Origin of the sequence: Paraburkholderia steynii, assembly GCF_900100565.1 — a bacterium.
GTDB lineage: Bacteria > Pseudomonadota > Gammaproteobacteria > Burkholderiales > Burkholderiaceae > Paraburkholderia > Paraburkholderia terrae.
Genome location: NZ_FNDI01000006.1, coordinates 298,752 through 319,175 on the forward strand (window position 1 = coordinate 298,752; position 20,424 = coordinate 319,175).

Genomic DNA, 20,424 nt, shown 5'->3' on the forward strand with positions numbered 1-20,424 from the left:
TTCGCCGAATCAGCAGAACCCGAATCAGTAGAACCTGAATTAGTAGAACCACTTGTACCGCGCGCCCAGCAACGTGACGGGCGTGCCGATCTTCGACACGCGCTGATGCTGAAGGAACACCGCCAGGTGATCGCCGCCAAACACTGCGCCTGCAATGCCGAGACTCACGTCCGGCCCCCAACCCTGAATCGAGTCATGCACGATGCCCACGTCGAAGAAAGGACGCCATGCATGCGTGTACTGCTCGAGCAGATCGTTGCCGAAGCCGAAGTAGAAGCCGTATTGCGTGTACGTGTCCGGCATGAAGTCCTGCGCGGTCGCGGGCTGCAAGGCAGTCGGCAGGAGGCGCGTGAACAGCGCGTCAGGCTGGCCGCTTGCGCCGTAACCGCCGTGCGTGATCAGCGCGCGCAACGTGTAGTCCGGGTAAGTCGTGCGGATGCGGTAAGTCACTTCCGCCGTCGACAGCACGCCGCTGCCGATGTAGTTGCGCGCCTGGCTATAGAAGCGGTCCGCTTCGACACTGCCCGTGAGCGTGATCCGCTCCGTCATCCGGTAGGTCAGATCGCCGATCACGTTGTCCTTCATGCCACCGATCAGCAGCGTCTGGTTTTCATCCGCGACCTGGTTGCGGCCCGCGCGCACGCCGAGTGTCAGCGGCGAGTTGCGCCCCACTTCGCCCGCGAGATCGAGCGTATAGAACGCGGCCGAGCCGACGCGCCGGCCGCCCGTGATCGTGAACGACGTATCGCGCGTTTGCCGCTCGCCGTAGATGTTGAGCCAGCGGTCGACGGACGGCACGTTGACCAGCTGCGTGATGTCCGTCGAATGCTGGAAGTGCTGCACGGCCGTTACGCCGACGAGGTAGCGCTCGGCAATCTTGCGGCTGGCCGCGAGCGTCGTCTCGACGTAATCGAGCGGATGCTCGATGTGATTGACGACATCGGCGTCGATCGATTGCGGCCAGTCGAGCGTCGTTTCCGTCACGCGCGTATGCAGGTCGGTGTCTTCCGGCGCGCCGTCGAGCGCGTTGAACGCGAGCTGCTGCGCGCGATCCGGCCGGTCGACGGCGATCGTCGCGTCGATGCGGTCGTTGACGGGCAGGCGCGAGCGTTCCACCGCGAGGAGGCGTTCCATCTCGGGGATATCGTTCTCCGCAAGCGCGATGGTCAGCTGCGCATCGGCGGGACGCGACAGGCGCTCCGCGTATTGCTGCGCGAGCCAGCGCTTCGCCAGCGGATTGCTTTCCTTCGACAGCGCCCACGCCACGGCCACTTCCTTCGCGACGGCGCCGCGTACGCGCGCGTTCTCCGGCAACCCTGCGCCGTCCAGCGGCGCACCGCCCGGCAGCCCCTTCGCCGTGCCGATCATCGTGCGGCGTGCGATGGCATTGTCAGCCGATGCGGGCCGCGCCGACATCAGGCTGTCGAGCAGCGCAGCGGACGTATCGCCCGTTGCGTATTCGGCCGAGAGCGTCACGCGTCGGCCACGCAGGTCTTCGAGCGTCTCGGCGTCCTGCGCGGTGCGGCCGCGCATCGCCGCGCGCTGCGCGCCATGCAGCTTCACGAGTTGCGCTTCGTCCTGCTGCATCTGCAGCCACACCTTCTTGCGGATCGACCACGCGAGGCCGTCATGCCCCGCCTGCTCCTGCGCGTCGGCATAGGTGAGCAGCCACAGCGGATCGCGCGACATCATCGCCGACTGGCGGCGCAGATATTCGAGCGCCGCGACGGGCCGGTTCAGGCGCATTTCGGCGGCTGCGTACGGCTCCCACAAGGCCGAGCTTTGATCGGCACTGCCGCGCCAGCGCTTGAGCGCTTCGCGCAGATCGCCGTCGCTGCCGTAGTCGACCAGCGTCCACAGATACGCCGCGCGCAGATCGGAGCTCGCACCCGGCAAATCGACGGCGCGCTTCAGATCGGCGAGCGCCTTCTGCGGTTCGTTGATGAGGCGGTAGTATTCGGCGCGCACGCCGAGCAGTGCGGGCGAGGCTTCGGCCGCTTTGAGCTCGTCGGGCGTGAGGCTCGCGAGCAGCGTCGCGATGCGGTCCATCGCCTGCGCGTCGGTGTAGTAGAAGATCGCGTCCTGCAACGCGCGCACCGTGTGATCGCGGCGATAACGCAATTCGGCGACACGGCCTGCATCGATCGGATACGGGTCGTAGAAGTACGTCATGTCGCCGAGGTCTTCGGGCGTCGCCGCGCCGCTCGCGATCAGATGGAAATACGCTTCGTTCGCGTCGTCGTCCCGTTGCAGCAGACGCGCGAGTTCGGCGTAGTTACGCCAGAAGTCCTCGTCGCTGTCTTTCGCGCCCGCGCGCGCCGTTTTCAGCGCGGCCAGCGACGCACGATAGTCGCCCTGCCGGTACAGCACGCTCGCCGTGCGCAGCGCCGCATTCGCGTCGTTCGGATGACGCGCCTGCACCGCGCGATACGTCGCGAGCGCCTGATCGTCATGACCCGCGCGCTCTGCGAGCTGGCCGATGCGTTGATCGATCGCATCGGCGTTCGTCGCGCGCGGCAGCGAGCGCAGGAACGCGAGGCCATCGTCGGGACGGCCGAGACGTTCGTACGTTGCCGTCACGTTGTCGATCAGCTTCAGGTCGTTCGGTTTCGCACGCGCTTCGTGGACGAGTGCCGTCAGATAGGCTTCGTCGTCGTCGAGCATCGGCGCGATGCGCAGCACGTTCTGCCAGCCAACCTGATCATTCGACAGTTGCGCATAGTCGAGCCAGGACTTCAGCGCGAGCGACGGATCGCGATTCCATTCGGCGACCTGCGCGAGACGCTTGACCCATTCCACCGAACGCGGATCGCGCTGCACCTGCTGCGCGGCGACCTTCTGTGCGCTCGCCAGATCGCCCGATTCGACGAAGGCCTGAAACACGACGTTCGCGACGCTCGGGTCCGAGCGGACTGCGGATGCGTCAACACTGTTCACGCTGCTTGCGGCTTGCGGCACTTGCGCTGCGGGTGCTACTGGCGCTGCTTGCGTGGCAACGCGGATCACGCGCACTTCGCCCTGCTCTTGCGCCGCTGCCTCGCGCATGGCGGCACGCAGGCTGACGAGCGAGCCGCCATGCCGATACGCGACGGGACCATCCATATACGCATATCCCGCTTGCGCCACGCTGCGCACATGCTCGGCCAGCGGCGACGACGGCTCGGCGAGCGCGTACTTCGCCAGCAGCTTCGCGTACCGGTCGACTGCATCCGGACGATTCGCCGCGCGCGCGAGATTGAGCAACACGATGAGCGTCGCGGGATCGTCGGCGAGCTTGCCGAGATGCGCGTCGGCGGCCGTCAGTGCGTCGTCGAGCAGATTGCCCGACTGCAGCGTGCGCACGCCCGCGACGAAGCAACGGCGCTGCTCGTCGCGCGTCTGCGCCACGGCTTCCTGACGGAACCATGCATCGGCGGCTGCGTGGTAGTCACCGACCTGCAGCGCGTAACGCGTGATCTGCGTGTCCCACTTCGTGCGTCCGTCGGGATCGTTGGCCGACAGACGCGCATACAGATGCGCCGCGAGATCGGGCATGCCGACGGCGGCCGAACGCTGCGCGAGCCACTCCAGATCCTTCGGCGCCCACGGCAGCTTCGCAGCCTGCGTCAGACGCGCGCGCAGCTCTTCGAGCGCGGGCGCGCGGCGCGGGTCTTCTTCGGGAATCGCGAAGGTGCGCTGCTCCGTCACCGACAGATGCAGCATCATCGCGCTGCGCATCATGTCGTCGGTGCCGAGCGCTTGCATGCGCGTGGCGATGCGCTCGGCGTCGTCGGTGCGTCCCAGATACAGATATTGCGCGCCCAGCAACGACAGGAATTCCTCGTTGTCGGGACGCACCTTCGACCACGCTTCCAGGTACGCGACGCTCAACTCGCTCGGCGCACCGACGGACGCGACGCGCTGGCGCAAGCCGCCGCGCGGCGACACGCCGTACATGGTCGCGAGCACCACGCCCGTGAGCGTGTAGACGAGCCACGTCGGAACGATACGGGGACGTTTGTCGTTCGTTTTATCGTTCACAGCGGATCTCGACGGGCTGATAGTGGGCTTCGAGCGCATTGAGCGCGGGCGTGTCGAAGCGGACGTAGGCTCCGTCGCGTTGCAGCGGCACCGCGCGGCCCGCCACTGTCGCGCTGCACGTCTGTGCATTCGCGAGCTTCACGAACGGCTGGTAGTAGCTGCCGAACTCGAACGACATGTTCTTGCCGTCGCGTTTGAAATCGCGCACGAAGCCATTCGCTTCGGCGATGTACGGCAGCGCATCCGCTTTCGACAGCGCACCCGGGGCCGGTGCGCCGGACCGGTCGAACGACACACGCGCCGCGCCATCGGTGATGTGGATGTACGTGCCGTCCGGTCCCGCCGCGTAGCCCGTCACGCCGCGCGACGCGTGCAGATCGGGCGAGGTCGTCAGCGGCCAGTGCAGTTCGCGCACTTCGCCGTTGCCGCGCACGATCCAGTCGCTCGACTTCGCGTTCGACGCCTCGCTTTGCACCGTGCGCGCGACAGCGAACGAGCGCCAGTCGAGCACCTTGTGCGCGTAGTCCGTCATATGCACGGGCAGCACCGGCTGCTTGAGCACGGCCGCGAAAATCTGGTCGAGTGCGCGCAGCGACGCGACCTTCGTGCCGCTGTACATGTGGTAGTAGATATCGATCGGCTTGAAGCGCAGCGGCTTGTCCGTCATGTCGAAAGTTTCGAGCACGCGCGTGAAGCCGTAGAACGGGCCGAGCCAGTCGTTCGTGTAGACGTTCTCGTCCTGGTTCGGCGCGTACACCTGATACGCGCCCGGCCCCTTCAGCACGCCGATGGGCGCGATATTGGTCCAGCTGTTCGCGCTCTTCGTGATCACGGTGTCGCCGCCGTTCACGTTGTCGACGCCCGCTGCATAGACCTTACGCACGACGATCGCAGGCGGCTCGCAGTTGCCCGGCCACTGCAGGATCGTCGTCTTCTTGCCCGGGGGCGCGAGACGCGAGTTGATGTAGTCGATCGAGCCCGTAACTTCGCGGTCGATATTGAACGTGTAGTTCGGGATATTCAGCGAGAAGGCTGTGTCGCCGCCGCCGCGATCGATGCGCTCTCCCGTCTTCGCGTCGACGTTCTCCCACTCGAACGGATGCGAATACGTGTGCGTGCCGATCGCCACATAAGGCAGCGCGAACATCTTGCGCGCGATCTCTTCGAGTCGCGGCGAGATCTGCGGATACAGGCCCTTCGGCCCCACTTCGCCTTCGATCACCGACAGCGTCATCGGCACCTTGTAGCGCGTGAATATCTGCTGGAACAGCGCTTCGCCCGAATAGTCGGCGCCGGGAAATTCCGCGCGCGACGCAAAGCCGTCGCCGTCCACATGCGACATGAAAAGACGCCGGCCGTTTTCCGTGGTGACGCTCGGTGACGGCATCGGTTGCAGACGCAACGCTTGACGCAGAAACTCGATCGGCTGGATAGCCCAACGCTCCTGGCCGATGCCGTTGAGCGAGACCACCGTGTACGGGCTCATCGCGAAGCCGCCCCACGGCGTGATGGCGATCTGGTCGAGCGTCGCTTCGCCGCTCTTCACGCGCAGCAACGACTTGCTCGCGCTGCCAACCTGAACGCCCGTCAGGTCGCGCGTGCCGAGCTTGGGATCGACTTCGAAGCCGACCATCGGATCGCGCGTGACGACTTCGATCTTGTCCGCGAACGGCCCCGCCACGGCTTGCAGATCAAGCGCGCGCCCTTCGTCTTCTGCCGCATCGAAACCGAACTGGCCGAGAAAAACCATCGGCACGTGCGCCGCGAGGCGCGCATCGACCCACGCGCGCCACGCGCCGCTGTTCGGCGTCTCGTCGCCCTGCAGCCACGCGACGACGCCCGCATAGCGGTCCGGCGTGATGCCCTCGGGCAGCGGCTCGTGGACGTTCGCGTATTCGACGTCGTAGCCGAGATAGTTGAGCGGCGTCGCGAGATCGCGCACGCCGGGCGTTTCGTCGAGCGGCAGGTCTTCGTCGCTGTCCTGCACGATCAGCACCTTGCGCGGTAGCACTTCGATCGCGCCGATGCCGACCACGTTCAGCGACGCGTTCGTCACATACGGCGTGACGCCCGCGGCGAGCACCTGCGCGGCCGTTGCGCGCGCGCAGGCACGGTCGTCGGCGGGACAGGTTTCGATCGATACCACGGGCACGCCCGTCGTTTGCGTGAACTGTTGCGCGGCGGCGATGCGCGCGTCGCGCTCGCCTGCCGCGACGTTTCCGCTCGCTGCGTCGCGCACGATCGAAGGTCCGATCACCGCATATAGCGCTTTCGAATACGGCAACGCGGCTTGCAACGCCGCGTCGCCGCCGATCACGAGACGCGCGTCGGGATGCGCAGCGCGGATCGCATCGACAGCTGCAATGGCCGCCGGCGTGTCGAGCAGGAAGCCGCGATAGCCGCGCTGCCAGAGCGGTTCGATCTGTGCAGCGACGAATGCGTCGGGCGTGCCTTGCGCGGCATCGGCATGCGTGCGCGCAAGCCACACGGTATGACGCAGCGGATGCGCGGCAGGATCGAAGCCGCTGGCGGGATCGATCACGACGGCATCGAACGCCTGCAACTCGCCAACAGGCACGCGCGAGCCATAGAAGAATGCGAGATTGACGTGCGGCGCCTGGACACCGCTCGATGCTTGCGCGTGCAACTGAGTGGACGCCGGAGCTTGTGCCTGCGTCTGCGCATGCGCGGCGACGCCGTGCAGCGCAAGCGCGGCTGTCGCCGTGAGCGCAACCATGCGAGCGTGCGCGAGCGCACGAACGAGAGCGCGCGGTTGCGCCATCATCGTTCTGTCCATTCGCGGCTTATCGCCTTGCATTACCCCGTCGAGCGCCGGTCGCGCTTCGAATATCGATTGAATCCCCACTGGCATACGATTTTTTCTTCGGTTTATTACTTTTTTACCGACCGGCTTTAAAGCGCCGGTTTTCCCCGGGATTTATGTCCCTACGGCAGCATTGGATGACCAAATGTTAAATACTGGCCATCCGCCACATGCGGATGAAAATCTGCAGACTGGAAAGATCAGAGGATATGAAGCGCTATCTCTGTGAATCGGCGCGAATTCTAACGCGTCCAACGTCAAAAAAGACGGGTGTCGCAAAAAGATCACGCGACTAAAAACGCTTAAACGATGGGCACAATCGATACCGCATTAATCTGAGAAAGGCTCGCAAACGTTAAACAGATAATAGCGAACGCATATACACTTTTCATTATTTTTCAATTCGACGCCAGCGCAATACCCGGCATTTCATGCAGGATGCGGCCATTTTAAAAGCCCAATATTTCGCTATTGAAAGGCGCGCAAACGATTTCGCGGTTGCAACGCATTGCAACTCGCGTCGGCGCACACGTTCATGCGATCATCGGGCACATGAACGATCAACGTTATTGGTGCGATCCGCAGCTGCCGTTCGTCGAAAGCCGGCTCGCTTCTCATTCGCGCGCGTGCTATGTGCCGCATACGCACGAGACGCTATCGATCGGCGCCGTCGACAGCGGGCACAGCAACTACGCGTGCGGTGACGACCGCGCGCGCCTCGGTCCGGGCAGTCTTGTGCTGATTCCTGCGATGCGGGTCCACTCGTGCAATCCCGATACGGAGAGCGAGTGGAGTTATCAGATGCTTCATCTCGACGTCGCGTGGGCGAGCGCGGTGCTGCGCGAAAACGGCAGCGCGGACGCCGATGCCGTGCTTGCGCGTCCGTCGATCAACGAGAACCGCGAAGCGTACCTGCGTTACTGCGCGCTCAACCGGCAGTTGTTCTCGAACGCGGATAGCGCCGAGAAGGAAGCGGCGCTGATCCTGTTCGTCAGCGAACGTTCGTGGCTCGGCGAGGCGCGCGACGTTCTGCCCGTGCCGCGCATCGCAGCCGAGCGCCTCGCGCGCATCACCGGCCTTCTGCATGACGCGTACGGCGAGCGCCTGCCCATTGCGCAACTCGCGCAGATGGCGGGCATGAGCCGCTATGCGTTCATTCGAGCGTTCCGTGCCGCGACGGGCATGTCGCCCCATGCGTATCAGCTCGATCTGCGTATCAACGCGGCGCGGCGTCTGTTGCGTCACGGACAAGCGCTCACCGCCATCGCGCATGAGCTTGGTTTCGCGGATCAAGCGCATTTCCAGCGCGCCTTCAAGGAGCGCGTCGCGATGACGCCGGGCGCTTACCGCCGCGCTGCCGTGTCGTAAGCACCCTTCTGCTTCGCGTCGCGCACTTTTCTTCAATATCTTCGTTCGCCTGTCCAGCAGACTCCCGTCACACATAAGGAGTCGAGATGGGCCTTTCTCTTCAGCAATTCGCGATGGTCGCAGGCGCGCATCTTCTTGCGTTGCTCAGTCCCGGCCCGGATTTTTTTCTGATCGCGCGCAGTGCGCTGTTGCGCGGCTGGCGCAAGACGGGCGCCGTGTGCTTCGGCATTGCCTGCGCAAACGGCGTGTTCATCGCGCTCGCCGTCGGCGGCTTTGCAGCGCTGCATCGGCATGGGATCGCCTTCGCGCTCGTGCAGGCAGCGGGCTGCGCTTATCTGTTCTACCTCGGCGTATTGATGCTTCGGCATGCAAGGGCGGCATCGATTGCGGCGCATGTGCAGGACGGCTCGCCAGCGCCGCAGACAGGTGCGTGGCATACACCTTTCGCGATGGGTTTCGCATCCGCGATCCTCAATCCGAAGAACGCGCTCTTTTACGCAAGCCTGTTTGCCCTGCTCGCGGCCCGCGACGCGCCGTTCGGCGCACAGATCGTGTACGGCGTATGGATGTTCGCTGCCGTGTTCGGCTGGGATCTGCTCGTCGCGATGGGAATCGGGCATCCGTCGGTGGTCGCGCGCTTCACAAGGCACAGCGCCGCGATCGAACGCGTCACGGGTGTCGTGCTGCTCACGATCGCAGCGAGCGTGCTGACGATGCTCGCGCGCGAGTGGCTATGAAGTCGTTGTACCAATGACTCTGCGTCATCGATTGTTATCGATTAATGCTGCAAGCGTATCGATCCCATTGGGCGCGAACACGCGAATACCATGCCGCTCCAGCAACGCGGCCGTCACGCCGGATGCGTCGTGCGCAACGCTCGAAAACGTGCCGTCATAGATAAAGCTGCTGCCGCACGATGGACTACCGTCGGCAAGCAGCGCGTAGCGGCAGTCATGCGCAAGCGCCTGCTGAAGCGCGTGGCGCGCGCCGTCGATGAAAAGCGCTGTGACGTCCGCGCCAGCGTTATCGCAAATGCTGGCCGTACCGTCGAGCACATCGCGTCCGTTGCGGCGCAACTGGATTTCGGCGGGACGGCGCGGCGTGCCGAAGCCCGCCGCCACTTCCGGACACACGACGACGAGCCGCCCTTCATCACGCCACGTCTGCAGCAGCACGCTTGCGAGCGTCTTCGCGGAACCGTCGTATCGCACCGGCAAACCGGCGAGGCACGCGCTAACGAGTATCCTTTCCATAACGGGACGATTGGGTTTCAGTGCGCCGCAGGCGTCTGATCATTGCCCGATAGGCACGGGTGTTGCTCCATGCCGTGACGGCGGCGCCTGTGTCTGTCGATGCGGTTCCCGCGCGTGGGTCGATCATCGGATCGACCTGTCCAGCAATCCTTTGGTGGAGGCTTCCATGCTTCGATACGCTGCCATCTTTTTCGTCATCGCCATTATCGCGGCAATCTTCGGGTTTGGCGGCATCGCCGCTGGCGCTGCCGAAATAGCGAAGGTGCTGTTCTTTATCTTTATTGTGATCTTTCTCGTCACGCTGCTCATGGGCGTGATCAGACGTTAGGGCTGCGCGCGGGTCTTTTGGGTCTTCACGCGTTAGCGAAGCGATGGACCTTGCCGGCGGACGTGCAATTTATAGTGCGTCCGCTTGCAATACTTTCCTCCCGATAGCATTACGCCCCGCCGCGCGACTCCAGCGCGCTCAGCGCCTCATCCAGCCTTCGTGCGCGGTTCTTTTGAGCGGGAATACGCGCGGCGGCCGACACGTCGTCGATGCGCTTGCGCCAGTACGACAGCGGTATGTGATCCGTGCCGGAAATCCGCGCCAATACATGCTCGAGATGGTCGAGAGCGGACTCAAGCTGGTGATGGTTCATGCCTTTCCCCGGTCGCACCGTCCGCGCGGACCGACTGTGTCGTCGTGTGTCCGTCGCGGCGGTGTCGAATTGATATGTCCTTCAGGAGGCCACTATACGCTCGCCATCCGGATGACCCATTGGAATCGGCGAGCGCTTGCAGCCCTCGGACGCACAATATGACATCCAGGAAAAATCCCCCGCAAGCCCGCCGTTGCGTATACGAGGAAACCTCATAACTTTCACGCGCTTGTAAAACTATCATCCTCCGGCGCCAGTCGCGGAATGTCGGGACTGAGATCGTAGTTCAGGAAGCCGAGAATCAGCCGGACCATTTCGTCTTCGAACGCATCGGTACCGAAGTAATGCGGCCGTTCCAGCGCCGTTGCGAGCAGGACGCCGGAGATCGCGCGAAACAGCACGAAGCGCGCTTCGTCGCGCTTGATGCGTTTGCCGAGATCCGGGTTCTCGCGGTTCAGCGTACCCGCGATCAGTTCGAAGTAGCGCAGCATGCCCTGTCCGATCGCCGTATCGGGCGCGGCATCCGCCCATTCGGCGCGCAGGATGCTGTAAAGGCGCGGACGGTCGCCGATGAACGCCGCCGTCGCGCGCATCATGCGGCGCGCGTTCAGGCCCGTGCCGAACGGCGCGGGCTGCGTGAGCGCTTCCTTCATCATCGCCGTGAGGCGTTCCAGCTCGCGCCGCGCGAGCGCTTCGATCAACCCCTCCTTGTTCGGAAAGTACTGATAGATCGCACCGATGCTGAAGCCTGCCGTATCGGCGACACGCTGTGTCGTCAGCCCTGCCTTGCCATGGGATTCGAGCGTGCGGGCGGCGGCTTCGAGAATGCTGTCGAGCGCGAATTCGGCGCGCGCCTGCTTGGGCTGCCGACGCGACGGGTGAGTCGTGGGCAAAGAAACTCCGTGAATCAATGAAGGTTGAAGATCGTTGGGTGTGCAACGTGATGTTCCATCGAACCTCGATGCAAGCAGTTTGCATCAATCATGCCGATCATGAAACGCCATGACGCGAAAACGATGCACGATCCGCCGCAGCGAGGTTATCACGCGGCTCGCCGCCTATCACCGGCGTGGCGCTCTAGACGCGCGCTCGATGAAGTCGAGATCGAGCGCTTCGCAGAGGAAGGTCCGCAATGCGTCGACGGCGGCTTCCTGCGCGCCCGCCGCCTGCCGCACGAACAGGCCGAGGTCGGCGGCGGGCGGCTCCGGCAGGCCGTCGGCGGCGCCCAGCACGCGCATCGTGTCGTAACGGATATTGCCGTCAAGCAGCACCGATACGCCCAGCCCAGCCTCGACAGCCGACTGCACGGCGGGCAGGCTCGTGCTCGTGCAGACGACGCGCCACGCGATGCCCGCACGCCGCAGTACCGTCATCACCTGCTGCTGCCACAGACACGCTCCGCCAAACGCGACGAGCGGCAACGGCGATTGCGGGTCGGCAAGATAACCGCGCGCGCCGACCCAGAAGAGCGGCTGCGTCCACGTGACGAGCGGCGTCGCGTCGACCATCGCGGGATCGCCGACGAGCACATCGAGTGCGCCGTCGTTGAGACGCCGCGACAGCGCTGCGCTCGCATCGACGACGATCTCCAGCGCGACCTGCGGATGCGCGGCCGAAAAGCGCCGCAACGCGCGCGGCAGGCGGCCCACGGCAACGTCTTCGAGCATGCCGAGGCGCACGGTGCCCGCCACGTCGCCGACTTCGAGCGCGCGCCGCGCGTCTTCACCCGCGCCGAGAATCGCGTGCGCATACGGCAGCAGTCGATGCCCGGCGTCCGTCAGCCGTACGCCGCGCGGGGTGCGGTCCAGCAGCCGCTGGCCGATGTCGTCTTCCAGCCGGCGCAACTGCATGCTGACAGCCGCCTGCGTGCGCGCGAGACGCACGGCGGCCGCGCTGATCCCGCCCGTTTCGGCGACCGTCACGAAGGCTCTGAGAAGGCTGCTGTCGAAGTCGCGCATTATTAGCGTCCGTGATAGCGGCATAAGAAATATCAGCTTATCTTAACCCTCGTTTCGTCGATATGATGGGCCTGTCTGTAGTGTGCCCGCTCAAACCCATGAAAAATTCCACGCTTGCCGAACCGATTTCCTTTGACACCGCGCCGCCATCTACCGCGCCGAAACGCCATGTCGGCATGGCTGCGCTGCTCGGCCTGCTGTCGATGTCGTGCGTGCAGTTCGGCGCCGCCCTCTCCGCGCCGACCATGGCCGCATTCGGCGCGTTCAGCACGACATGGTTGCGGCTCGCGTGGGCCGCTGTGATCCTTGCGCTGGTCGTGCGTCCGAAGCTGCGCAGCTACTCGCGTGCGCACTGGATTGCGGCGGGCGTGCTCGGCGTGGCGATGGCGGGCATGACGCTATGTTTCTTTTCGGCGATCGAGCGCATTCCACTCGGCCTTGCCGTCGCGATCGACTTTCTCGGCCCGCTGACCGTCGCGACGCTCGGCGTGCGGCGCCTGCGCGCGCTGCTGTGGCCGCTGCTCGCCGTCGCGGGCGTGCTGCTGCTCGCGCATGATCGTTCGGGATGGATCGGCGAGCCTGTTGGCATGCTGCTCGCGGTGGGCGCAGCGTGCGGCTGGGGCAGCTATATCGTGTTGATGAAGAAGACGGGCGCGCTGTTCGCTGGGCTGGAAGGGCTCTCCGTGTCGCTGATCGCGGCAGCGCTCGTCGCGACGCCCTTCGGCCTCATCGAGCACGGCCTGCACATTGCGCCGATGCAGTTGGCCGCCACCGCGGGCCTTGCGGTGCTCGTTCCGCTGCTGCCGTACGCGCTTGAAATGATCGCGCTGCGCCACATGCCTGCGGCGTCGTTCGGAATTCTGATGAGCGTCGAGCCGGCCATCGGTGCGGCGGCGGGCTTTATCGTGCTGAATCAGCCGATGACAGCGCTGCAACTGGCAGGCACGCTGTTCGTCGTGAGCGCTAGCGTTGGCGTGATCGTCACGTCGAAGTGAACCGCGCGGGTCGGGTCCGAATGATGCGACATGTGAGCCGTCTACAATCGACGGATCGTATGCCGACCTGCAAGGAACACATCATGACCGACGACGAACGCGCCATTCGCCAACTGATCGATACCTGGCTCGCCGCCAGCAAGGCGGGCGACACGGCAACCGTGCTGAGCCTGATGACCGACGACGCGATTTTCATGGTGCCAGGGCAGAAGCCGTTCGGAAAGGCCGCGTTCATGGCGGCGTCCGAAGGACAGAAGAATGTCGATGTCGACGGTAAGAGCGAGATTCTGGAGCTTCAGGTGCTGGGGGACTGGGCTTTTCTGCGGTCGCAACTCGAAGTTTCGATTACGCAGAAGGATGGCTCTGCGCCGCCCGTGCGGCACGCCGGTAATACGCTCACGATTCTGCGCAAGGAGACCGATGGCCGCTGGTTGCTTGCGCGGGATGCGAATTTGCTTGTGGTGCAGGGATAAGCGTTTTTTGGTTTTTCATTTTTTGATTTTCGGATTTTGCTGTTGCGCTGGCATCCGCGTATTGCCTGCGTGCTTCAAGCGTCGCCCCTGTGCGGGGCGGCACCTACTTTTCTTTGCCGCCGCAAAGAAAAGTAGGCAAAAGAAAGCGGCTCACACCGCCAGTTCTTGTGTTTGCCTGAGGGCCCCTACAGGGTCTTACGCTTCACACGGCAATCACGTGACTCATGTTTGTTGCCAGCGCTCTTGCACTGCGCCTCACCCGCTTCACGCTCCCGCGTTACAGCATGCCTTGTCAGATAGTCGACCGCCGCCCAGGTGGCAAACTGTGTGTAGGCCGTAGTACTCCACATGCCTCACTTCGGACCGATAGCGCGCGCCTCCATGTAAGAGCGCCGAGCTATACGACGCAACAACCTACACACAGTTTGCCACCTAGGCTGCAGAAACCATTTGCTGCCGCTAGCACGTGTGCGGGTATTTGAAGTGGGTGAGGTGATCATTCGAAGCGTTGGCAACGAACGCGAACAGAAATGCTGCCGTGTGAAGCGTAAGACCCTGTGGGGGCCCTCAGGCAAAAACAAGAATTGGCGGTGTGAGCCGCTTTCTTTTGCCTACTTTTCTTTGCGGCGGCAAAGAAAAGTAGGTGCCGCCCCGCACAGGGGCGACGCGTGAAGCACGCTAACGTAATCGCGGATGCCAGCGCAAAAGCCAGACCAACTAATCCAGCGCAGAGGCACATCGAACGAGTCCGCTACTCAAGAAACATCATCTTTCCCAAGGCGCCGCCCTATCACCGCCATGACAGTTGTACTGCGCCAGCGCCTTCTCAACAATCTCACGCGCAATCGCGCCTTCATCGGCGAGAGCCTTCAACGCAGCAATCACAATCGACGCGCGATCCACTTCAAAGAACGCCCGCAGCGCCGCGCGCGTATCACTGCGCCCAAACCCATCGGTGCCGAGCGTCACGTAACGACGCGCCACGTACGCGCGAATCAGTTCGGGCACGGCTCGCACATAGTCGGTTGCGGCAATCACCGGACCGCGCGATGCAGCAAGCGCAGAGGTCACATACGGCATCGCGGTGTCTGCATCGCTGAACAGACGCTCCGCGCGCTCCGACGCGACGCCATCGCGATGCAGCTCGGTAAAGCTCGTCACGCTCCACACGGCGGCGTCAATGTTCCAGTCGTCCTTCAACATGCGAGCGGCCGCCTGCACTTCGCCGAGTATCGCGCCCGAGCCCAGCAACTGGACCTGCGCGGTCTCCAGCGAAGAAACATCCAGCGGATACATACCCTTCAGCACGCCTTCGCGCACGCGATCAAAAGAAGCCGCAGGCAATGAAGGCTGCGCGTAGTTCTCGTTCGTGACGGTCAGGTAATAGAACACGTCGCGCTGTCGCCCGATCATCTCGCGCATGCCTTCGTCGACGATCATCGCCACTTCATAGGCAAACGCGGGATCGTACGCCCGGCAGTTAGGCACCGTCGATGCCGCCAGATGGCTCGTGCCGTCCTGATGCTGCAAGCCCTCGCCGCCGAGCGTCGTCTTGCCCGCCGTCGCGCCGATCAGGAAGCCTCGCGCGCGCTGATCGGCTGCGGCCCAGATCAGGTCGCCGATACGCTGGAAGCCGAACATCGAGTAGTAGATATAGAACGGCAGCATGGGCAGATCATGCACGCTGTACGACGTCGCCGCCGCGATCCACGACGACACCGCGCCCGCCTCCGAAATGCCCTCTTCGAGAATCTGCCCGCCCGTGTCTTCGCGGTAGTAGAGCATCGAGCCCATGTCTTCCGGCTCGTACAACTGGCCGAGCGGCGAATAGATGCCGACCTGGCGGAACAGGTTGGCCATGCCGAAGGTGCGCGCCTCGTCGGCGACGACGGGCACGACGCGCGACCCAAGCGACGCATCCTTCAACAGGCTGCCGAGCATCCGCACGATCGCCATCGTCGTCGACATCTCCTTGCCGTTCGCGTCCAGCGCGAATTGTCCCCAGGAAGACATCGCAGGCACGGTCGGTGTCTGCGATGCCGCTTTCCGCCTTCTGGGCAGATAGCCTCCCAAGGCAGCCCGGCGTGCATGCAGGTACTGCATTTCCGGGCTGTTTTCCGCTGGTTTGTAGAACTTGAGTTGCTCGACGTCGCTATCGGACAACGGCAGGCGAAAGCGATCGCGAAACGCCTTCAACTGCTCGACGTCGAGCTTCTTCTGCTGGTGCGTCGTCATGCGCCCCTGGCCGATCGCGCCCATGCCGAAGCCCTTCATCGTCTTCGCGAGAATCACCGTGGGCTGGCCGCTGTGCTTCAACGCGCGGTCATACGCAGCGTGCAGCTTGCGCACGTCGTGGCCGCCGCGCCGCAAGCGGTCGATATCATCGTTGCTCAGATGCGCGGCGAGCGCGGCAAGCTCCGGGTTTTGCCCGAAGAAGCGCTCGCGGTTGTAGGCGCCGTCGTTGGCCGAGAAGGTCTGGAACTGGCCGTCCACCGTGTGCGCGAATGCGCGCAGCAAGGCGCCCGTGCGGTCGCGCGCAAACAGGGCATCCCAGTCCGAGCCCCACACGACCTTGATGACGTTCCAGCCCGCGCCCGTGAACTGCGCTTCAAGTTCGTCGATGATGCGGCCGTTGCTGCGCACTGGGCCGTCGAGCCGCTGCAGATTGCAGTTGATCACGAACACGAGGTTGTCGAGCCCTTCGCGCGCCGCCAGCGACAACGCACCAATCGATTCCGGCTCGTCCATCTCGCCGTCGCCGAAGAAGCCCCATACCTTGCGGCCTTCCGTCTTCTGCAGGCCGCGGTTTTGCAGGTAGCGCATGAAGCGCGCCTGGTAAATCGAGTTGATGGGACCGATGCCCATCGAGCCCGTCGGGAACTGCCAGAAGTCCGGCATCAGCCACGGATGCGGATACGAACACAAGCCCGGCCCCGCGATCTCGCGGCGATAGTGTTCGAGATGCGTCTCGTCGAGAAAGCCTTCGAGGAACGCGCGCGCATACACGCCCGGCGACGAATGCGGCTGGAAGTAGACGAGATCGCCGCCATGCAGCTCATTCGAAGCGCGGAAAAAATGATTGAAGCCGACTTCGAACAGATCAGCCGCCGACGCATAGCTCGCGATATGGCCGCCCAGTTCCCCATACGCGCGATTGGCCCGCACCACCATCGCGAGCGCGTTCCAGCGCAATGCAGCGGCGAGTTTTTCTTCAGTGTCGAGATCGCCCGGATACGGTGATTGCTGATCGACGGGAATCGTATTCGCGTACGGCGTGACATTCGCGCGCGCCGTCGCGACGCCGTTGCCCAGCGCATGCGCGGCCAGCCGGTCGAACAGATATTGCGCACGTTCAAGGCCGACGTGCTGGACGACGCCATCGAGCGCAGCCAGCCATTCGGCCGTCTCCTGCGGATCGCTGTCGATGCGAGCTTGAGTGAGGGCAAGAACGGGGCGGGCACCGCTCGATAAGTCCGTCATGGCACAACTCCGGCTGAAAAACGTACGTGAAGACGACTCGAAAACGTGTAATCAGCTTACCCATGCATCCGCAAAATGTGCGTCTCTTTTGCTTGCGTCAGCGCTTTCAGATAGTGTATTTATTCTGGCAAGTCGACCTTACGCGGAATATTTACACCATGAGTTCAGACGCAAAACCGGCCGCGCGGCGGCTGGACCGCATCGACATCGCGATCCTGCAGCAGTTGCAGCAGAACGCGCGCATCACCAACGCGGAGCTGGCGCGCGCCGTCAATCTGTCGCCGACGCCCTGCTTCAACCGCGTGCGCGCGCTCGAAAAGCTCGGCCTGTTCCGTCAGCAGGTCACGCTTCTCGACGCCGGGGCGCTCGGCCTGCGCATCAACGTGTTCATTCAGGTGAGCCTCGAAAAGCAGGTCGAAGACGCGCTGCGCCGCTTCGAGCAGGAAGTCGGCGAACGCCCCGAGGTGATGGAGTGCTATCTGATGACGGGCGACGCCGACTATCTGCTGCGCGTCGTCGTGCCCGATATGCAGAGCCTGGAACGGTTCATCGTGCAGTGGCTCACGAAGATTCCGGGCGTGTCGAACATCCGCTCGAGCTTCGCGCTCAAGCAGGTGCGCTACAAGACGGCGTTGCCGCTGCCCGTCGCGGGCCTGACGCTGTCGACGGAGGACGATGCGCCGCGTGAGTGGGCGTGATCTGGACCACCCGCGCGCCGGATTGATTAGCGCGGCGGCGTCACGCGCTCGCGCAACTCGCGCCGGATGACCTTGCCCGTCGCCGTCATCGGCAACGCGTCGACGAAATGGATCGCGCGCGGATACTCGTGCGCGGCGAGATGCGTCTTCACGTGCTCCTGCAGCGTCTGCACGAGCGCGTCGCTCGGCTGATAGCCGGGGTTCAGCACGACGAACGCGGTGACGATCTCCGTGCGCTGCGCATCGGGTGCGCCGACCACAGCCGCCATCCGCACGGCGGGATGACGCAGCAGACAGTCTTCGATCGGCGCGGGACCGATCCGGTAACCGGCGCTCGTGATCACATCGTCGTCGCGGCCAACGAAGCGGATAAAGCCATCCGCGTCCATCAGTCCCATGTCGCCCGTCAGCAGCCAGTCGCCACGAAACTTGTCGCGCGTGGCGCTTTCGTTGCGCCAGTAGCCGAGGAACATCACCGGGTCGGGCGCGTGGATCGCGATGTTACCGGGCTCGCCTCGCGGCACCGTGTGCCCCGTGTCATCGACGATCGCTACGCGATGGCCCGGCACCACCTTGCCGATCGAACCGAAGCATGGCTCGAACAACGTCGCGCACGATGCCACGACCACGTTGCACTCCGTCTGCCCGTAGAACTCGTTGATCGTCACGCCGAGCGCGCGCCGTCCCCATTCGATCAGCTCCGCGCCAAGCGATTCGCCGCCGCTCGCCACCGCGCGCAGCGACAGTGCCCAGCGCTCGGGATGTTCGACGGCGCGCATCATCTTCAATGCCGTCGGCGGCAGGAACGCATGCGTGACGGCGTGACGCTGCATCAGGTCGAACGCGGCCTCGCCGTCGAACTTCTCGAAGCGCCGCGCCAGCACGGCGACGCCGTGATGCCACGACGGCAGCAGCACATCGAACAGCCCGCCGATCCACGCCCAGTCGGCGGGCGTCCACATCAGGCGCGCGTCGTTCGGGAAGAACGCTTGCGGCATCTCGACGCCGGGCAGATGGCCGAGCAGCACGCGATGCGCATGCAACGCGCCCTTCGGCTTGCCCGTCGTGCCGGACGTGTAGATGATGACGGCGGGATCGTCGGCTAAGGTCGGCTCCGCGTCGAAGGCGGCGGGCGATTCGTTCAACGCCGACCAGAACGATTCGACCTGCAAGGCGGTATCCGTATGGTCGGTGTCGACGCAGAAGATCGAACGCAATTCGGGCAGGCTCGAACGCACCGAGGCGATTTTCTGCGCGCCGCCGAGGTCCGTGACGAGCGCAACGGCGCCACTGTCGGACAAGCGGTATTGCAGCGCGTCGGGACCGAACAGCGCGAAGAGCGGCACGGCGATCGCGCCGCACTTGTAGACGGCGAGATGCGCGAGCGCCGTTTCCACCGATTGCGCGAGAAAGATGCCGACACGATCGCCCTTCTTCACGCCGCTTCTGCGCAGCGCGTTGGCGAAACGGTCGGACAGCGACTTGAGTTCGTCGAATGTGTAGCGCGTTGCTTGCCCGTCGCGCGTCTCGCAGATCAACGCAAGGCGGCCGCTGCCGTCGGCCCATTTGTCGCACGCATCGATGCCGATGTTGTACTGCGGCGGAATGCGCCATTCAAACGCGGCGACGAGGGCGTCGTAGCTGTCAGCGGCGGGAAGCATCCGGTGTCTCCTAAGTATTGGGTACGTGCCCGCTCATGCTACTCCGCAAGCAAAGCCTACGGCGCGTGCTCGCCTCACTCGACACGCTTCGACGGCTCGTCCTGTTCAGGCTTGTTATCCGTGTGGGGCGGCACGAGCGGCTTGAACATCCGCACGCCGCCGAGGATCACGAGCGCGATCACCGTGCTGAGAATCGCGGTCGCTTCGCGCCCGAGTCCCGTCGCGACGCCGACGCCCGCAGCAAGCCAGAGACTCGCGGCCGTCGTCAGTCCGCGCACCTCCCGCTCCGCGCTGAGCTTGATGATGGCGCCCGCGCCCAGAAAGCCGATACCCGATACGAGGCCCTGCAACACGCGGCTCATGTTGTCCTGCGAAAACCCCGCCTGCAACGGTACGAGCACGAACAGCGCCGAACCCGTCGCGACCAGCATGTGCGTGCGCAAGCCCGCGTCGCGCCCCGCCATTTCGCGCTCGAAGCCCAGCGCGCCGCCCAGCAGCAACGCGAGTCCAAGGCGTATCACAACTTGCGTGATCGCCTTGACGTCGTCCAGATCCGAGAATTCCCGGGCTACGGTCAACCAGACTTCATGCCACCATCCGCCCATGCCCTCCTCCTTTCGACACAGCAACGCTCGCGCTACGCCGTAGCGAGAAAGCATAATGTAATGTCATCGCATGGCGCCGGATAGCGGGCCCGACACACTGAACCCCACTAACGTTTTTTTCAGTTGCCTGTTGCGGCCCTCGCCCGCGACAATGCGCCAACCGAGGGAGGACTATGAAGAAGTGCATTCTGCTCGCCGGAATTGGCGTGCTTGCCGCGTGTACCGCGGTATCGGGCGTGGACAGAAAGCAGAATGGCTACCTCTCGATCACGAGTCACGGGCGCATCAGCCTGATTTCGTGGAATAGCGTCCGCAACGCGGGGATCAAGCATGCAAAGGCGTATTGCCGCGAACAGAACAAGGAATTACACACCGTCGAGATCCACACGACCGGTGTGCGCGGCGCAGGCACTCAGAGCGTCGAAGTGGTGTTCGAGTGCGTCTGATG

At 64.0% G+C, this 20,424-nt stretch carries 16 protein-coding genes; 7 read left to right on the forward strand and 9 right to left on the reverse strand.

Features of this window, described 5'->3' with window-relative positions:
* Window positions 1-39: 39 nt before the first annotated feature.
* A complete protein-coding gene (locus BLT65_RS13950) occupies window positions 40-4,020 on the reverse strand; it encodes a tetratricopeptide repeat protein (protein ID WP_091778469.1) in 3,981 nt (1,326 codons plus the stop codon).
* Window positions 4,010-6,892, reverse strand: coding sequence for a bifunctional glycoside hydrolase/polysaccharide deacetylase family protein (locus BLT65_RS13955; protein ID WP_091778471.1), 2,883 nt, complete (start codon window positions 6,890-6,892; stop codon window positions 4,010-4,012). The genes BLT65_RS13950 and BLT65_RS13955 overlap by 11 nt, the downstream gene beginning before the upstream one ends.
* Before the next feature lie 504 nt (window positions 6,893-7,396).
* Here BLT65_RS13955 and BLT65_RS13960 point away from each other — a divergent pair.
* Complete coding sequence (locus BLT65_RS13960; protein WP_091778617.1) at window positions 7,397-8,212, forward strand: AraC family transcriptional regulator; 816 nt, start codon at window positions 7,397-7,399, stop codon at window positions 8,210-8,212.
* An 86-nt stretch (window positions 8,213-8,298) separates the two neighbouring features.
* Window positions 8,299-8,949, forward strand: coding sequence for a LysE family translocator (locus BLT65_RS13965; RefSeq protein ID WP_091778473.1), 651 nt, complete (start codon window positions 8,299-8,301; stop codon window positions 8,947-8,949).
* A 24-nt stretch (window positions 8,950-8,973) separates the two neighbouring features.
* Here BLT65_RS13965 and BLT65_RS13970 read toward each other — a convergent pair whose 3' ends face one another.
* Complete coding sequence (locus BLT65_RS13970) at window positions 8,974-9,465, reverse strand: 2-thiouracil desulfurase family protein (protein WP_091778475.1); 492 nt, start codon at window positions 9,463-9,465, stop codon at window positions 8,974-8,976.
* Window positions 9,466-9,631: 166 nt separating this feature from the next.
* On the opposite strand from BLT65_RS13970, the gene BLT65_RS13975 reads away from it, so the two are divergent.
* Complete coding sequence (locus tag BLT65_RS13975) at window positions 9,632-9,793, forward strand: DUF1328 family protein (protein ID WP_007590496.1); 162 nt, start codon at window positions 9,632-9,634, stop codon at window positions 9,791-9,793.
* A 109-nt stretch (window positions 9,794-9,902) separates the two neighbouring features.
* Here BLT65_RS13975 and BLT65_RS13980 read toward each other — a convergent pair whose 3' ends face one another.
* The 3 genes from BLT65_RS13980 to BLT65_RS13990 all read right to left on the reverse strand — a co-directional run bounded on the left by BLT65_RS13980 (window position 9,903) and on the right by BLT65_RS13990 (window position 12,064).
* Window positions 9,903-10,106 carry a hypothetical protein gene (locus tag BLT65_RS13980; RefSeq protein WP_091778477.1) on the reverse strand — a complete coding sequence of 68 codons (204 nt, stop codon included), beginning with the start codon at window positions 10,104-10,106 and terminating at the stop codon, window positions 9,903-9,905.
* 221 nt (window positions 10,107-10,327) lie between these two features.
* Window positions 10,328-10,999: a TetR/AcrR family transcriptional regulator gene (locus BLT65_RS13985; protein ID WP_042311577.1), complete on the reverse strand. Its 672-nt coding sequence runs from the start codon at window positions 10,997-10,999 to the stop codon at window positions 10,328-10,330.
* 168 nt (window positions 11,000-11,167) lie between these two features.
* Complete coding sequence (locus tag BLT65_RS13990; RefSeq protein ID WP_091778479.1) at window positions 11,168-12,064, reverse strand: LysR substrate-binding domain-containing protein; 897 nt, start codon at window positions 12,062-12,064, stop codon at window positions 11,168-11,170.
* A gap of 98 nt (window positions 12,065-12,162) precedes the next feature.
* Between BLT65_RS13990 and BLT65_RS13995 the strand changes: the two genes are divergently transcribed.
* Both BLT65_RS13995 and BLT65_RS14000 read left to right on the forward strand, forming a co-directional pair.
* Entirely contained in the window at window positions 12,163-13,059 is an 897-nt protein-coding gene (locus BLT65_RS13995; RefSeq protein WP_091778481.1) for an EamA family transporter, read from the forward strand.
* 83 nt (window positions 13,060-13,142) lie between these two features.
* Window positions 13,143-13,532: a YybH family protein gene (locus tag BLT65_RS14000; RefSeq protein ID WP_091778619.1), complete on the forward strand. Its 390-nt coding sequence runs from the start codon at window positions 13,143-13,145 to the stop codon at window positions 13,530-13,532.
* A 765-nt stretch (window positions 13,533-14,297) separates the two neighbouring features.
* Here the strand turns inward: BLT65_RS14000 and mdeB are convergent.
* Complete coding sequence (gene mdeB, locus BLT65_RS14005) at window positions 14,298-17,012, reverse strand: alpha-ketoglutarate dehydrogenase (protein WP_091778483.1); 2,715 nt, start codon at window positions 17,010-17,012, stop codon at window positions 14,298-14,300.
* Window positions 17,013-17,170: 158 nt separating this feature from the next.
* On the opposite strand from mdeB, the gene BLT65_RS14010 reads away from it, so the two are divergent.
* Window positions 17,171-17,710, forward strand: coding sequence for an Lrp/AsnC family transcriptional regulator (locus BLT65_RS14010; protein ID WP_035539518.1), 540 nt, complete (start codon window positions 17,171-17,173; stop codon window positions 17,708-17,710).
* Between the two features lie 26 nt (window positions 17,711-17,736).
* Here the strand turns inward: BLT65_RS14010 and BLT65_RS14015 are convergent, their stop codons facing one another.
* Entirely contained in the window at window positions 17,737-19,371 is a 1,635-nt protein-coding gene (locus tag BLT65_RS14015) for an acyl-CoA synthetase (RefSeq protein ID WP_091778485.1), read from the reverse strand.
* Window positions 19,372-19,445: 74 nt separating this feature from the next.
* Window positions 19,446-19,976 (reverse strand): MgtC/SapB family protein, encoded by a 531-nt coding sequence (locus tag BLT65_RS14020; protein ID WP_091778487.1) that lies wholly within the window; start codon window positions 19,974-19,976, stop codon window positions 19,446-19,448.
* A gap of 173 nt (window positions 19,977-20,149) precedes the next feature.
* Here BLT65_RS14020 and BLT65_RS14025 point away from each other — a divergent pair, with 173 nt between their 5' ends.
* On the forward strand, window positions 20,150-20,422 hold the full coding sequence (locus tag BLT65_RS14025; protein WP_042311599.1) for a hypothetical protein: 273 nt from the start codon (window positions 20,150-20,152) through the stop codon (window positions 20,420-20,422).
* Window positions 20,423-20,424: the final 2 nt, after the last annotated feature.

Excerpts from the sequence above, each read along its gene's own strand:
- BLT65_RS13995 (WP_091778481.1), top strand. The coding sequence starts at position 12,163 with ATGAAAAATTCCACGCTTGCCGAACCGATTTCCTTTGACACCGCGCCG.
- BLT65_RS13965 (WP_091778473.1), top strand. The coding sequence starts at position 8,299 with ATGGGCCTTTCTCTTCAGCAATTCGCGATGGTCGCAGGCGCGCATCTT.
- BLT65_RS14000 (WP_091778619.1), top strand. The coding sequence starts at position 13,143 with ATGACCGACGACGAACGCGCCATTCGCCAACTGATCGATACCTGGCTC.
- BLT65_RS14010 (WP_035539518.1), top strand. The coding sequence starts at position 17,171 with ATGAGTTCAGACGCAAAACCGGCCGCGCGGCGGCTGGACCGCATCGAC.
- BLT65_RS13980 (WP_091778477.1), bottom strand. The coding sequence starts at position 10,106 with ATGAACCATCACCAGCTTGAGTCCGCTCTCGACCATCTCGAGCATGTA.
- mdeB (WP_091778483.1), bottom strand. The coding sequence starts at position 17,012 with ATGACGGACTTATCGAGCGGTGCCCGCCCCGTTCTTGCCCTCACTCAA.
- BLT65_RS13990 (WP_091778479.1), bottom strand. The coding sequence starts at position 12,064 with ATGCGCGACTTCGACAGCAGCCTTCTCAGAGCCTTCGTGACGGTCGCC.
- BLT65_RS13975 (WP_007590496.1), top strand. The coding sequence starts at position 9,632 with ATGCTTCGATACGCTGCCATCTTTTTCGTCATCGCCATTATCGCGGCA.
- BLT65_RS13955 (WP_091778471.1), bottom strand. The coding sequence starts at position 6,892 with ATGCCAGTGGGGATTCAATCGATATTCGAAGCGCGACCGGCGCTCGAC.
- BLT65_RS14015 (WP_091778485.1), bottom strand. The coding sequence starts at position 19,371 with ATGCTTCCCGCCGCTGACAGCTACGACGCCCTCGTCGCCGCGTTTGAA.
- BLT65_RS14025 (WP_042311599.1), top strand. The coding sequence starts at position 20,150 with ATGAAGAAGTGCATTCTGCTCGCCGGAATTGGCGTGCTTGCCGCGTGT.
- BLT65_RS13960 (WP_091778617.1), top strand. The coding sequence starts at position 7,397 with ATGAACGATCAACGTTATTGGTGCGATCCGCAGCTGCCGTTCGTCGAA.
- BLT65_RS14020 (WP_091778487.1), bottom strand. The coding sequence starts at position 19,976 with ATGGGCGGATGGTGGCATGAAGTCTGGTTGACCGTAGCCCGGGAATTC.
- BLT65_RS13970 (WP_091778475.1), bottom strand. The coding sequence starts at position 9,465 with ATGGAAAGGATACTCGTTAGCGCGTGCCTCGCCGGTTTGCCGGTGCGA.